General features: G+C 64.1%; 14 protein-coding genes. 6 read left to right on the top strand and 8 right to left on the bottom strand.

Features of this window, described 5'->3' with window-relative positions; translation table 11 throughout:
* Positions 1 to 41: 41 nt before the first annotated feature.
* The 3 genes from KNN17_RS03900 to KNN17_RS03910 all read right to left on the bottom strand — a co-directional run bounded on the left by KNN17_RS03900 (position 42) and on the right by KNN17_RS03910 (position 3,810).
* Complete coding sequence (locus tag KNN17_RS03900; RefSeq protein ID WP_241707592.1) at positions 42 to 1,958, bottom strand: bifunctional sugar phosphate isomerase/epimerase/4-hydroxyphenylpyruvate dioxygenase family protein; 1,917 nt, start codon at positions 1,956 to 1,958, stop codon at positions 42 to 44.
* Complete coding sequence (locus KNN17_RS03905; RefSeq protein ID WP_241707593.1) at positions 1,958 to 2,881, bottom strand: shikimate dehydrogenase; 924 nt, start codon at positions 2,879 to 2,881, stop codon at positions 1,958 to 1,960. The genes KNN17_RS03900 and KNN17_RS03905 overlap by 1 nt, the downstream gene beginning before the upstream one ends.
* Before the next feature lie 158 nt (positions 2,882 to 3,039).
* Positions 3,040 to 3,810 (bottom strand): IclR family transcriptional regulator, encoded by a 771-nt coding sequence (locus KNN17_RS03910; RefSeq protein WP_241707594.1) that lies wholly within the window; start codon positions 3,808 to 3,810, stop codon positions 3,040 to 3,042.
* Positions 3,811 to 4,017: 207 nt separating this feature from the next.
* On the opposite strand from KNN17_RS03910, the gene KNN17_RS03915 reads away from it, so the two are divergent.
* Together KNN17_RS03915 and KNN17_RS03920 are read left to right on the top strand one after the other, a co-directional pair.
* On the top strand, positions 4,018 to 5,334 hold the full coding sequence (locus KNN17_RS03915; protein ID WP_078107131.1) for an MFS transporter: 1,317 nt from the start codon (positions 4,018 to 4,020) through the stop codon (positions 5,332 to 5,334).
* A gap of 184 nt (positions 5,335 to 5,518) precedes the next feature.
* On the top strand, positions 5,519 to 5,755 hold the full coding sequence (locus tag KNN17_RS03920; protein ID WP_078107130.1) for a hypothetical protein: 237 nt from the start codon (positions 5,519 to 5,521) through the stop codon (positions 5,753 to 5,755).
* A gap of 16 nt (positions 5,756 to 5,771) precedes the next feature.
* Here KNN17_RS03920 and KNN17_RS03925 read toward each other — a convergent pair whose 3' ends face one another.
* From KNN17_RS03925 to KNN17_RS03935, 3 genes are read right to left on the bottom strand one after another with little or no spacing between them, the layout of a single operon-like run.
* On the bottom strand, positions 5,772 to 6,059 hold the full coding sequence (locus KNN17_RS03925) for a MoaD/ThiS family protein (protein WP_078107129.1): 288 nt from the start codon (positions 6,057 to 6,059) through the stop codon (positions 5,772 to 5,774).
* A gap of 8 nt (positions 6,060 to 6,067) precedes the next feature.
* The gene (locus KNN17_RS03930; protein WP_241707595.1) at positions 6,068 to 7,234 is read right to left on the bottom strand and encodes a WD40/YVTN/BNR-like repeat-containing protein; all 1,167 of its coding nucleotides are present in this window, start codon (positions 7,232 to 7,234) and stop codon (positions 6,068 to 6,070) included.
* 57 nt (positions 7,235 to 7,291) lie between these two features.
* Positions 7,292 to 7,492 (bottom strand): hypothetical protein, encoded by a 201-nt coding sequence (locus KNN17_RS03935; RefSeq protein WP_078107243.1) that lies wholly within the window; start codon positions 7,490 to 7,492, stop codon positions 7,292 to 7,294.
* Positions 7,493 to 7,869: 377 nt separating this feature from the next.
* Between KNN17_RS03935 and KNN17_RS03940 the strand changes: the two genes are divergently transcribed.
* From KNN17_RS03940 to KNN17_RS03955, 4 genes are all read left to right on the top strand, one after another.
* Positions 7,870 to 9,258, top strand: a complete 1,389-nt coding sequence (locus KNN17_RS03940) for a sensor domain-containing phosphodiesterase (protein ID WP_241707596.1) — start codon at positions 7,870 to 7,872, stop codon at positions 9,256 to 9,258.
* A gap of 71 nt (positions 9,259 to 9,329) precedes the next feature.
* Positions 9,330 to 9,683: a metal-sensitive transcriptional regulator gene (locus tag KNN17_RS03945; RefSeq protein WP_241707597.1), complete on the top strand. Its 354-nt coding sequence runs from the start codon at positions 9,330 to 9,332 to the stop codon at positions 9,681 to 9,683.
* Positions 9,684 to 9,732: 49 nt separating this feature from the next.
* Entirely contained in the window at positions 9,733 to 9,972 is a 240-nt protein-coding gene (locus KNN17_RS03950) for a heavy-metal-associated domain-containing protein (protein ID WP_059388821.1), read from the top strand.
* Positions 9,973 to 9,980: 8 nt separating this feature from the next.
* Entirely contained in the window at positions 9,981 to 12,413 is a 2,433-nt protein-coding gene (locus KNN17_RS03955) for a heavy metal translocating P-type ATPase (RefSeq protein ID WP_241707598.1), read from the top strand.
* Positions 12,414 to 12,533: 120 nt separating this feature from the next.
* On the opposite strand, the gene KNN17_RS03960 is transcribed toward KNN17_RS03955, so the two are convergent.
* Together KNN17_RS03960 and KNN17_RS03965 are read right to left on the bottom strand one after the other, a co-directional pair.
* The gene (locus KNN17_RS03960; RefSeq protein WP_241707599.1) at positions 12,534 to 12,806 is read right to left on the bottom strand and encodes a DUF2277 domain-containing protein; all 273 of its coding nucleotides are present in this window, start codon (positions 12,804 to 12,806) and stop codon (positions 12,534 to 12,536) included.
* Between the two features lie 40 nt (positions 12,807 to 12,846).
* Entirely contained in the window at positions 12,847 to 13,878 is a 1,032-nt protein-coding gene (locus KNN17_RS03965) for an EamA family transporter (protein ID WP_078107113.1), read from the bottom strand.
* Positions 13,879 to 13,922: the final 44 nt, after the last annotated feature.

The raw sequence follows: 13,922 nt of genomic DNA on the forward strand, positions 1-13,922 counted from the left end.
TTTCGGGGGGTTGCTTTCCTGGTTCCTGCTGGTGTTTCTGCTTAGCGCTGCACGTGGTGGGCGTGAAGCGAGTCGTACTGGACGGCGTGCCGCACGGGGGCGTTGGGGGCGCCGTAGCCGTCGTAGCCGCCGCGGCGTTCCACCATTTCGAAGAACACGCTGCCCACCGTGGCGGTGTAGAAGTGGAGGAATTCACCGTTGGCGTCCCTGTCGTAGAGAAGGTTCAGTTCCTTGAGGGTGGCGAGGAAGGCAGGATCCAGGGCGAAGCGCGCATCCAGGTCCTCGTAGTAGTTGGCCGGTATCCGGAGGAAGTCGAGCCCCCGTGCCTTCGCCGCCCGGGCCGTGGCCACGAGGTCGTCCACCGCGAAGGCGATGTGTTCCTGGTAGCTCTTGCGGGCGCCGCTGCCCTGCTGGCCAGCTTCCTGCTGGATGACTGGAGCCAGGTTCAGCACCAGGCGCACGGCACGGTCGGAAGTCTGCATGACCTGCGAGCGCACCAGGCCACTGGGGCTCGGCACCTCGGCGAACGGCTGAGGTTCCAAGGCAAGGGCACTCGTGTAGAAGAGGACGGCTTCGTCGAAGTGCTGCCAGGGCTGGGCGAGGTTTACGTGGTCGATCACCGCTTGCGCTCCCGCAGAAGGGTGCTCGAGCCCTTCGCCGAATTCGCGGGTCCATGCTGCGGTGCCATCCGGGCTGCCCTGGCAGAGGAAGATCTCGGTGGAATCCGGGGCGGCGATGCCTTGGAAAACTTCCTCGTCCGCCTGGACCTTGCGCGGCACCACGGGGGCCTTGAGTTGCTGGGCGCGGGCCGAGGCAATCACGGGCGAGTCGACGTCGAACCCCAACGCCGCGATGGCAGGTTCGCTGTGCGACGGCGCTTGTTCGTTGATGATGACGCGTGCCTGCCCCATGGACCACAACTGCACGTCCTTGGTCCGGTGCCGGCCATCGAATTCGAAGCCGAGCTGGCCCAGAAGCGTCTCGAGCTGTGCGGGTTCATCGGTCTTGACCTCGGCGAAGTTGAATCCGGCCGGTTCGGCCACCTTGGGAAGGGTGGCCAGCTCCATGGGATAACGACGACGGCCGGCAGCGTTGGCGGTCGAATCACCGCCGGCGCCTGCGGGCACGAGGGATGCCGCATCCAGCCATTTGGCGCTCTGTTCCTCAAGCCAGATGAGCGAGCGCATCGCGTCGACGGCGGTGCGCTCTACATCGGATTGGCGGAAGACGTCGTTGAAGACCTCCAGCGAGACCGGGCCGGAATAGCCCGCGCGGGCCACGTGGCCCATGAACTTGGCCAGCTCGAACTGTCCTTCGCCCGGGAACACGCGGTAGTGGCGGCTCCATGACAGGACATCCATGGAGAGTTTCGGCGCGTCGGCCACTTGGACGAAGAAGATCTTTTCTGGCTTGATCGCCTCGATGGGAGCGGTGTCCCAGTCGCGGGAAAGAATGTGGAAGGAGTCCAGGCAGGTGCCCAGGTTGGGGTGGTCCACGGTGTCCACCAAGCGGTGCGCATGTTCGTAGTCGTTGACGTATTTGCCCCAGGCGAGGGCCTCGTACGCTACTTTGACGCCGTGTTCGCCGGCCAATTGCGCGAGGCGGGAGAGCTGCTCCGCCCGCAGGTCGTCGTCGTCGATCGTGGCGGTTCCCACATTGGTGCACACCAGGATGGTGTCCATGCCGAGGCGGGACATGAGCCTGAATTTGGCGTCCGCCCGGCGCAGGTTTTCCTGCAGGATGTCCTCGGAGACGCTGTCGAAGTCGCGGAACGGCTGGTAGAGATCCAGGCCGAGTCCGAGGTCCGCTGCCATCTTCCGCACGTCCTCCGGGCTGAGCGGCGAGGTGACGAGGTCCTGTTCGAAGATCTCGATGCCGTCGAAGCCCGCGATGGCACAGGCCTGCATCTTTTCCTTGAGCGTCCCGGAGAGGCAGACGGTCGCGATTCCCGTGCGCATCAGTGACCCGCCCCGGCGAGTGCCTTGTCGGCCTTGGACCCTTCAGCCTTGGCTTCCTCGGCGCCCACCAGCTCCAGGAAATGTGCCCGCATCCGTTCCGGATCGGCGTCGCGGCCGGTGAAGATGCGGAAAGCGTCGGCGGCCTGCCCCACGGCCATGCGTCCGCCGTCGAGCACGCGGCAACCCTTGGCCCGGGCCTCGAGCACCAGCCGGGTCTCGATCGGCCTGTAGACGATGTCGGCTACCCAGTGCCTGGATTCGACGAGGGACATGTCCAGTGGGAGGCCCGGATGAGCGGCCATGCCCACCGGGGTGCAGTGCACCAAGCCGTCGGCCAGCGGCATGAGTTGCGGGAGCTCCGCCGTCGTACGCGCGGTGATGGTGCTGCCCGGGAACAGGGCTGCGAGTTCCGCCGCCCGTTCGGCACAGCGTGCGGGGTCAACGTCCACAAGGTCGAGCGTTTTGACCCCCGCGGAAAGGAGGGCATAGGCGACGGCGGAGCCGGCACCACCGGCGCCGAGCTGGACGACTCGCTCCAGGCCGGCGTCGGGAAGGCCGCTGGCCAAAGCAGAGCCGAAGCCGGAGAAGTCCGTGTTGTGGCCGACGAAACGGCCGTCCTCGATCAGCACGGTATTCACGGCGCCAAGCCGGCAGGCGTCCTCGGAAACTTCGTCCAGGAACGGCAGCACCAGTTGCTTGCACGGATGCGTGATGTTGAGTCCGTTGTAGCCAAGCCGGGAGGCTGCGGTCAGCAGATCGCCGACGGCGGAGCCGGGCAGGGAGAGCTCCAGCAGGTCGATGGGCCGGTACAGGTAGCGCAGCCCCTGGACGTCGGCCTCCCTCTCATGCATGGGCGGCGTCAGCGAAGGCGATACGCCTTCCCCGATCAGGCCCACCAGGAAGGATTCAGCTCGGTTGCTCATGCTCATTGCTCCTTTGACAACTGCACCCGTGGAATGGCGCTCCCTGGCGTCCCTCGGGACGTCCAGGCCGTGCTGCTCCGCCGGGCGGTATGAATCAGACTACACAAATTGTTCACATATTGCACTAGTGTTCTTATCGCGAACAAAAGTGATGGCTATTATCGCTGCGGCAGGCGGTCGGCGAGCTCGGACGCCGCGCTCTTCAAGAGCGGAACGACTGCCACGAGCTGTTCCACGCTCATCCGGAAAACCGGTACTGCAGTGGCAAGCGAAGCGAAGGCAACGCCCTGGGAATTGAGGACGGGGACCGCGACGGCGCGCATGCCCACCTCGTTTTCCTCGTCCATGACCGCGTAGCCCTGGCGCCGGACCTTCTCGATTTCCAAGCGGAAAGCGTCGCGGTCGGTAATGGAGGACTCCGTCAGCGGCTCCAACTCGAGCCCTTCCACCAATTGCTGCCGCTCGTCGTCGTCCGCGAAGGCAACAAGCGCCTTGCCCACGGCCGTGGTGTGAAGCATTCCGAGATGCCCCGGATCGCTGGTGACCCGGAACATCTGCGGTCCGTCCACCTTGTTGACCGTGAGGTGGTGGTGGCCATCCCGCACGGAAAGGATGGTCGCTTCGCCGGTCCCTTCCGTCACGCGCTGCAGGATGGGACGCGCGGTGCCGGCGAAGCCGTGATGGTTTGATACCCGTTGACCGAGCTGGAAGACCCGAAGTCCCAGGTGGTAGCGGCGGCCGTCGGCCTCATAGTCGACGAATCCATCGCGGGTCAGGGATCCGAGCAGCCGGTACGTAGTGCTGAACGGCAGCTCCGCCTGGCGCGCGAGCTCGGAGGCGCTGGCCCCCTTCGGCTCATTGCCCAGCAATACGAGGAGGCCCAGGGCCTTGCCGATCATGTCGGTCTTTGTGTCTTCCTTCACATCCATAACTAAAGATTGCCACATCGTGAGAGCTATATCTAGATGGTGAGTAAACATCTTGACAAGTGACTGCGCTCACAGTCATCATTGCTGTATCGCACAAGTAGCTCTCACAATGTGGCTACAGTGTGAGGCCGCTGCCGGACCCACACCGACGTTCCAGGTACGCACATTTCAGCCAGATGCGACATCGCCGTCACACAAAGGAACACCATGAGTCACACGATCCCGTCTACGACGCCGGGCACCGCCACGGCGGGAACGCCGAAGAAGGCCGCTCTCGCCAGCTTCCTCGGTAGCGCCGTCGAGTACTACGACTTCTTTATCTTCGGTTCGGCCGCGGCATTGATTTTCCCGCATGTCTTCTTCCCCAGCGCCGACGCCAACGCTGCCATCATGTCCTTCGCGACATTCGGCTTCGCATACGTGGCAAGGCCGGTTGGAGCCATCATCCTGGGGCACTTCGGCGACCGCATCGGCCGCCAGCGCGTGCTGATGTTCACCCTGGTACTCATGGGCGGTGCCACGTTCATCATCGGCTGCCTTCCTGATTTCAAGGCCATTGGATGGTGGGCGCCGGCGCTGCTGGTCTTCGCACGCCTCTGCCAGGGCCTCTCGGCCGCCGGTGAACAAGCAGGCGCCTCATCCATGACGCTGGAACACGCTCCGGACAACCGCCGTTCCTTCTTTACTTCCTGGACCCTCACCGGAACCCAGGGTGGCCAGATCCTCGCAGCATTGGTGTTCATCCCCGTCGTCGCCCTCCCCGACGAGATCAAGTACGGCATCGGCTGGCGTATCCCGTTCTGGCTCAGCGCCGTGGTGGTCCTGGTAGCGTTCTTCATCCGCCGCACCCTGCATGAGCCGCCGGCATTCGCCGAGGCCAAGAAGAACAACCAGATCGCCAAGCTTCCCGTAGCCGACCTCCTCCGGCTGCACTGGGCCGACGTCCTGCGCGTTGTCTGCTGCGCCTTCATCTCCGCAGTGAGCACCGTCTTCGGCACCTTGGCCATCGCCTACGCCAAGGACGTGGCCCACGTGAACAGCACCATCACCCTGTGGCTCGTTGTGGCGGCAAACGTCGTCGCGCTCGGCACCCAGCCGGTATTCGGCAGGATGGCCGACCGGATCGGCCGCAAGCCCGTCTTCATCTACGGCGCCGTAGCCAGCGCCATCATGACGCCCGTGTTCCTCTTGACGCTCGAATCAGGAAACGTGCCCCTGATGTTCCTGGTCTCGGTGGTGTACTTCTCCCTCGGATACGCCGCTGCAAACGCAGTCTGGCCCTCCTTTTACGGCGAAATGTTCAGCACCAAGGTCCGCTTCTCCGGCCTGGCCATCGGAACGCAGATCGGCTTCCTCATGGCGGGCTTCGCCCCGACCATCGTCACCGCGATGGGCGGCACCAAGGCCGGCGGCTGGGTCCAGATCAGCATCTTCACCGGCGTCATCTGCGTGATCGCGGCGGTCTCCGCGATGACAGCGCGCGAATCCTTCAAGACCCCGACGGCGGAACTCGGCCTGAAGTAGCCCCTCCCCCGATTCCCCGTGGATCCATTGCCCACCCAACGGTTTAGGCCGGGGGTGGGCAATGGATTTTTTTGCTAACGGAAGTCTTACCCACGGCTAACCCGGCCGAAATCACCCGGCAACATTGGGCCGCCACACTGGAATAGCCGGCAAGTGCTGGCAGCTCCAGCCAGGGAGGCCAACCATGTTGAAGGAAGTATCAACCCACCCCACAAGAATCCGCGCGCTTGACCAGCTGCACCGCGGCGACCATATCGAAGCCCGCCTCTCCGTCGGACCCTCCTACGATGACGTTGTCATCCGCAGGGGTCGCGTCCAGGAAACGGCCCCGGGCATCGGCGTCGTCTGGATCATGGATCAGCTGACGGGTCTGCGCAAGGCCATTAATACCGACGAGTGCACAGTCTGGCGAGTGGCCTGACCTGGCCCCGAACCGCTCAGCCGCCAGCCACGGACTGGATGATCAAGACCTCCTGGCCGGCCGCAACCTCAGTTTCCAGACCCTTCAGACGCCGGACCTCCTCGCCGTTCACGTAAATATTCACGTAGCGGCGGAGCGAACCGGTTTCATCCCGGAGCCTCCGGGCCAGCACCGGGTAATTCCCGGTCACGGCATCAAGCAAGCTTTCCACGGTCACAGCTCCGTCGGCGGGCGTAGTCAGATAGGACTGCCCGCCGGCGAGGGGCTGGAGAACGCTGGGCAACAGCACAGTGATATCGGGCAAGGTCAGTCCTAGGCCGGAACACCGGAAGCTGCGGCGGCAGCGGCGAATTCGGCCGCAACATCCGGGGAAACAACGCCGGAGACAACCGCGGCCCGCACGCACAAGACATCAGGCAGATGCGAGGCGACTTCGATGAAGGACTCGCCTTCGTCGGCGCTGGCATAGACCGAACCGCCGCGCGTTCCGAAGTACACCCCGGTGGGTTCAGCAGAATCCACCGCGGCTGCGTCACGGAGCACGGCGTTGTATTCGTGGTCCGGGAGGCCCACGTCCAAGCGCTTCCACGACTCGCCGGCGTCGTCGGTGCGATGCACTGCAAGCCGGCCGTCCGGCGGAATCCGCTCGCTATCGGCCTTGATCGGGATCACCCAGGCGGTGCCTTCGCGACGCGGGTGGGTGAGCATGACGAAGCCGAAATCCGCCGGGAGGCCGTCCGCGATGGAGATCCAGTTCTCACCGTTGTCATCCGTGCGGTACACACCGTGGTGGTTTTGCGCATATAACCGGCCTTCGACGGCGGCATCCGCAGCGATCTTGTGCACGCACTGGCCGAACTCGGGATTCGGATCGGGCATGAAGCGAGCCGAGATCCCCTTGTTGCGGGCCTCCCAGGAGGCTCCGCCGTCGAGCGACCGGTAGACGCCCCCCGTACTCATGGCGACGTGGACGTTCTCCCCGGAAGGGTTGACGACAATCGAATGGGCTGCAGCCCCGCCGTACCCCGCTCCCCACTCGCTGCGATGCGGGTGATCCCACAGGCCGCGGTTCAACTCGAAGTGCTCGCCGCCGTCGGTGGACTTCCAGACGGAGATCGGCTCACAACCGGCCCAGACGACGCCGGGGCGCGAGGCGGAATCGGGGTAGATCTGCCAGATCCTTTCCAGAGCGGCATCAGTGCCCTCCGGGAATTTGATGGCCCCTTGCTCGGGCTCTGTCCACGTGGCGCCCAGGTCATCGGAGTGGGCCACGGTGGGACCCCAGTGTTCGGAGCGCACGCCCACCATGATCCGGGGTTTGTCCCCGCGCGTATCAATCCCGATGCTGGGGATCTCGCTCATGAGGAAGTGCGGACCGGAAAGGGACCATTCCTTGCGGTCTGTGCTGCGCGCCAGCCACAGCCCTTTTTTGGTCCCGATCGCCAAGACATAACTCTCTGCGGTAGCCATGCACCCCATGCAACCATCCCCGCCCGGGAGCCGCAACGGTTTTGTGAACCGGTCTAGGAAACCGCCTCAGTCCACGAACTCGGACTGCGTCTCGATGAAGTCCCAGTCGGCGTCGCTCAGCCCGCCAGCCAGCTCCTCAAGGCGCGGGCCGCCGACATCGGCAATGCGCTGCAGGACTTCCAGCGGAAGCTCCGCGGCACGCAGGTTTTCGCGCAACCATTCCTTGCTCTTGAGGTCTATGTCCAGCCACCACATGAAAATCTCCACGTGGACCACCCCTTCCTGTGCATGTTAACGCTAGGCCCGCGCCGGGTGCTCTACAAGGGGCACCGAGCCGACCAGACACCGGACTTCGGCGCGAATCCGGGGCTGGAAAAAGTAAAGTGAAAGTAGTTATTCAGATTGGTAGCGGAGTGCTGTTGGGGCACGTAAGCTAATTGTCAGCAGGAACCCAAAGAACCTGCTCCAAAGTCCGCTCCGGAGTGCGTATCCCCCAATAACGCACTCCGGAGCTCTTTGTTTAAGCCGGGTTCCGGGGAGCCGTCGTCAGGGGGGCGCCACGCGCCGTCGTCGGAGTTGTGCGCCTCTGGATCGACCGGCTCCCTGTTACGGCGAATTCCACGGCATGGTGGCACTATTGGGTGATGCCCTTCATGCGCGTTCCCAGGCTCAAGAGGGCGTCTTCCCGCAAGGGACGCCAAGCAACCGCGCCGGCATCCGCCTCAACTGGATGGTGGCTTCTGGTTGTCGTATTCATCGAAGCTGCGGTCGCCTTGTCTATCCGCCTGCCGTTGGCTTTCGGGCTTCCACCGTGGCTCAGCCTGGACGGATCAACCGGATTCCCAGCCCTTCTAGCGCTGTTGATTGTGCCGCTGGTGGTGTTGGCGGCATGGCGTCTCATGCGGCAGCAGCAGCGGGAGCGCACCCAAGCGTTCCGGACATCGCGTTTGATGGACACGGTGCTGCATACGAGCCAGGACTGGCTGTGGGCCACCGGGCCCGATGGGCGATTTACATTCTGCAGCCCGGCGTGCAAGGACATCACGGGATACGAGCCTTCCGAACTGCTGGGAAGGAACATCACACGCATCATCGACCCCTGGGATCTGGCGGATGCGCGGCTGGACTGGAAAGCCAGGGAAAGCGGTGACTCCTCATGGTCTCGGGTAGTCACCGTGTGCCGGCACCGGGACGGCAGCCGCGTCTTGGTTGACGTTGCCGGAAGGCCAATGCGCGACAGGGAGGGCCGGGATCGCGGTTTCGAGGGCACCTGCCGTGTCTTGAATCCAGAGACAGCACGCATGCGTGCAGAAGTCAGCGCCCGCATCCAGGAATTGCTCACTGACGGTTCAGTCATCACAGCATTCCAGCCGATCCTGTGCCTGGAAACGCGCAAAGTCGTTGGAGTCGAATCCCTGACAAGGTTCAGTGGATACCAGGAGTTGTCCCCGGAGGTGCGGTTCATTGAAGCTGCTTCGGTCGGCCTGGACGTCGAACTCGAAATCCTCGCACTCCGGACCGCACTCACTACCGGTGCGTCGCTCCCGCCAGGGCTGTACGTCGCGGCAAATCTCTCGCCGCGCGCATGCCTTGACCCACGTTTGGCAGCTGCGATTGTGGAGTCGGCCGTCCCCCCGCGGCGCATCGTGCTGGAGGTCACGGAACGCCATGAGGTCGGCAACTACGGACCGCTCGCGGACGCACTGGCACCGTTGCGGCGCGCGGGCCTGAGAATCGCCGTCGACGACGCCGGTGCCGGCTTCGCTTCGATGCGCCACATCCTGCAGCTCAAACCAGACCTCATTAAGCTCGATCGCGAGATCATCGCCGGCATCGACACCGATCCGGCACAGCGGGCCCTGGGCGCTGCGATGGTCGGGTTTTCCTCCGAAATCGGAGCCGCCTTGGTGGCGGAAGGAATCGAAACCGAGGCAGAGCTGGCCGCGGTAACCGAACTCGGAATGACCGCAGCCCAGGGCTATCTGATCGGTCGCCCCTCGCTGAGCCCGGAGGACTGGGCGAGCTGGGGGTAGCGGCGGCCGGTTCCCGCCTATACCCCCAGGGGGTACTTGATTTATACCCCTAGGGGGTATAAATTTGCACCATGAGCACGATCGATGCGAATCCGGTGGACCTGAACAACCCGGTTGACTTGAACAATGGCCAGCACGGCTACTCTCCCAACAAGGACGCATACCTGCGACGCCTTAAGCGGATCGAGGGCCAGGTGCGCGGCATTGCGCGCATGGTGGAAGAGGACAAATACTGCATCGACATCCTCACCCAAGTCGCTGCAGTCACTAAGGCATTGCATGCCGTGAGCCTTGGGCTCGTGGAGGAACATATCGGGCATTGCGTTGTCGGAGCTGCCTCCGAGTCGGATCCCGTCGTGCGCGCCGAGCAAATCGACATCAAGGTCAAGGAAGCAGCCGACGCAATAGGGCGCCTGCTGCGGTAATCCCGCAAGCACCCACCACACAATTCACATCACGACCAAGGAGCACTCCATGGGCCACACCGCCACCATCCAGACGAACGTCAGCGTTTCCGGCATGACCTGCGGGCACTGCGTTTCAGCCGTCAGCGAGGAAATCGAGTCCTTGGCGGGTGTGGAGAATGTCGAGATCGACCTGAATGCCGGCGGAATCTCCACGGTCACCATCACCTCCACCCAGGAACTATCGCCGTCGGAAATCGGCGAAGCTGTCGCGGAAGCCGGCTACCTGGTAGTCGCCAACGAGGCCTAGGGGCCAATGTGAGCAATCACGATATCCTCCACCAAACGGGGACGCGAATCATCGAGCTCGACATCGAGGGGATGACATGCGCATCCTGCGTGGCCCGCGTGGAGCGGAAGCTGGGCAAGCTCGACGGCGTGGAAGCTTCAGTCAATCTCCCCCTCGAATCAGCCCACGTCACCGTCCCGGACAACGTCACGGACCAACAAATCGTGGACACCGTCAACGCAACGGGCTACAAAGCCAGAATCCGCGCATCGAAGCCCAGCCCGGCCAGCGCTGAAGGCAGCGCCGGTGACAACGGTGCAACGGAACATGACCACAGCGACGGTGCCGGTGGTATGCGGCAGCATGCGTCTAAGCGAGGCACGAGCGAGCATGCAGAGCATGGCGCCGGTGCCGCCGCGGCCGGCGACCACAATGCGGGCACCCACGACGACCACATGCACCACGGACCCGCAGCGTCGAAATTGCGTCCCCGGCTGATCGCCGCGGCCATATTGACGGTCCCAGTCTTCGCCATCTCGATGATTCCAGCTTTGCAGTTCCCGCACTGGGGTTGGGTCGCCGCGTTGCTGGCCCTTCCCGTGGTGACGTGGGCGGCGTGGCCCTTCCACCGCGCCGCCGCCATCAACGCACGCCATTTCGCCTCGACCATGGACACGCTCGTCTCCATTGGTGTCCTTGCCGCGTACCTCTACTCTGCGTGGCAGCTCTTCGCGAACCCCATGATGACTGAACACCCCGGCATGGAGTCCACGGGGGGCATGGGCGGCGGACTGTACTTCGAAGTTGCGGCCGTGGTCACCACGTTCCTGCTCCTGGGCCGCTTTCTGGAGGCCAATGCCAAAGCGAAGGCCGGCGATGCCCTCAAGGCGCTGCTGAACCTGGGAGCCAAGGACGCAACGGTGGTGCGCGACGGCGTCGAGCACCAGATCCCGGCCGAGGAACTCGTAGCAGGGGACATCTTCGTGGTCCGCCCCGGAGAGAAGATCGCCACGGACGGCTTGGTGACGAGTGGTTCGTCGGCCGTCGATGCCTCATTGGTCACCGGTGAATCGGTGCCCGTGGAGGTCGGCCCGGGAAGCCAGGTCACGGGCGCCACCATCAATGCTTCGGGCCGTCTGCTGGTCCGGGCAACCCGCGTCGGTTCCGACACGACGCTCGCCCAGATGGGGCGGTTGGTCAGCCAGGCGCAGACGGGCAAGGCCCCGATCGCACGCCTCGCCGATCGCATCAGCGCCGTCTTCGTGCCGGTCGTATTGGTCATCGCCGTGGTTACTTTCGCAGTCTGGCTCGTCCTGAGCAGGGACCTCAATACCTCGTTCACCGCTGCTGTGGCAGTGCTCGTGATTGCGTGCCCGTGCGCGCTTGGGCTCGCGACGCCGGTTGGGCTCCTGACCGGGACCGGCCGGGGCGCTCAGCTCGGCATCCTGATCAAGGGGCCCCAGGTGCTTGAAGATACGCGCACGGTGGATGCCATCCTGTTGGACAAGACCGGTACCGTCACGAGCGGCAAGCTGGCCGTTGGACACACCCTGGCCTTGAACGGCCACTCCCCCGCCGATGTCCTGTCTCTCGCCGGCGCCGTCGAGGCAGCGTCGGAGCACCCCATCGCCCACGCCATTGCTGCTGCCGCCAAGTCCGCAATGCCCGACGCCGGTCCGCTCCCCGCTGTGAAGGACTTCAGTTCCGCCCCGGGCGGCGGAGTCCGGGGAATGGTCGCGCTGAACGGAGCCGGAAAGGGCGCCGAACGAACGGTCGTGGCAGGCAGGACCGGCTGGCTGGAACTCAACGGAATTTTCCCTGACGACGCACAGCGCGAGGCACTGGCAACTGAGGAAGCCGGTGGCGCTACCGCCATCTGGGTGGCTGTGGACGGAAAGCCCGCTGGGATCGTGACCCTCAGGGACACCGTCAAACCCGGTTCGGCAGCGGCCATAGCGAAGCTCAAGGAACTCGGGATCCGTCCCCTGCTGCTGACCGGAGACAACGCCGCCGTCGCCGCCCAAGTGGCCACCGCCGTCGGGATCGCCCCGGAAGACGTGTTCGCGGGGGTCCTGCCGGAAGGCAAAGTGGACGCAGTCCGGAAGCTTCAGTCCCAGGGGTCCACTGTGGCCATGGCGGGGGACGGGGTCAACGACGCCGCAGCCCTGGCACAGGCCGACCTGGGCATCGCGATGGGGTCGGGCACGGACGTCGCCATCGAGGCCTCGGATCTGACCGTGATGGGCAGTGACCTCGGGCAGCTGGTGCAAGCCATCGAGCTGTCCCGGAAGACGCTCACCACCATCAAGACGAACCTGTTCTGGGCGTTCTTCTACAACGCCATAGGCATCCCTGTTGCTGCCTTTGGCTTGCTCAACCCGATGATCGCCGGTGCGGCCATGGCTGCGAGCTCGGTCCTGGTGGTCGCTAATTCGCTCCGGTTGCGCTCGTTCGCAAAGTAGCCCCTGCCCACCCAACTCACGGCCCACCCAACTAACTCGCAGTTGTTGTCGTTATGCGGCGTCAAAACGGCAACAACTGCCAGTCAGTTGGGGGAAGCTGGCCCAGCCAGTTGGGGAAAGTCAGGCCGTTCCGAAACGAACAGCCGCGCGGGCCCGGGCATTGGCCGCCTCCTCGTCGCGGTTGCGAGCGGGCGCGTGGGTCACGAGGGAATCGAGCAGATGCTGGGTGATATGCGCGATCTCATGGACGGCCTCGGCGAAGGCCTCCTCGTTGGCCTTCGACGGCTTCGTCGTGCCACTGATCTTGCGCACGTATTGCAGTGCTGCAGCTTCCACCTCCGCTGAGGTGGCTCGTGGCTCGAAATTGTGGAGGGTGTGGATATTCCGGCACATATCAACATGCTAGGCCCTGGCCCTCCCTCAAGGCTCGGTTTTAGAGGACCCGCTCGGATGGAACCGGCTCGACGTCGTTTGCGTGGTCAAGCTCCAGGGCCGCGTGGAATGTACCGGACTCCACGGCATCGCGCTTGTCCGCACGTAGCTCGTCGATTCGAACCAACACCACTCCGCACACGATGAGCGCCCCGCCCACGAGCTGGATGGCTCCCGGCAATTCGGCCAGCAAAAGCCAGGCCCACACCACGGCGAACAGCACTTCGGTGAGCGAGACAAAGGATGCCACTTTGGAACCGAGGCTTCGTGCTGCCATGATCCCCGTGACGTAGGACAGCACGGTGGACAGGATGACAAGGCCGGCGATCGAGACCCACCATGGCGTGGTCCACGGCCCGAGCTGCGTGTCCGCGGTAGCGAAATTCATGGACACCAGACCGGTTGCGCCGGCAATCCAAATGAGGATTGAACCGGCCATGAGACCGCCGGAAGCCAGGACAATGGGCGGCAATGTGTCGTTCTGCTTGGCCGTGATGAAGAAATAGATGACCAGGCAGACGGCCGCGGCCATGCCCCACAAGACGCCGACGAAGTCCACCTTCACGGAACCGGTGAGATCAAGCACCAGGACGAGTCCGCCGAGGGACAGCAGCGTTCCAATGGCCGTGAGGGCCCGGGGTCGGCGTCGGCTCGCGGCCCACAGCCACAGGACGATCATGGTTGGCGCGAGGTATTCGAGCAGGAGGGCGACGCCCACGGACAGCCTGGACACCGCGTTGAAGTAGAAAAGCTGGCACCCCGCAACACCGATGACGCCGAACAACAGGATGGTGAGCCAGTTGTCCTTGAGTTGGTGCCAACGGCCCCGGAGGGCGACGACGGCCGGGATCACCAAGATGAGCGAAGCGCCGCTCAATCGGATGGCAACTGCCGCACCGGGGGTCCACCCCGTTTCCAGGAGGGACTTGGCGAACGAGCCTGACAAGCCGAAGACCGCTGAAGAAAAGAGCGCGAGCCCCAGGCCCGACGCCATGAAGCCCGCAGCACCAGCCCGGTTTGTTGCAGCTGACACAGCAGCCTCCTGTCAGGAGTAAAATGGGTTACGCTGCTGACACT

The organism is Arthrobacter bambusae (genome assembly GCF_022606295.1).
Classification (GTDB): Bacteria; Actinomycetota; Actinomycetes; order Actinomycetales; family Micrococcaceae; genus Arthrobacter; species Arthrobacter bambusae_A.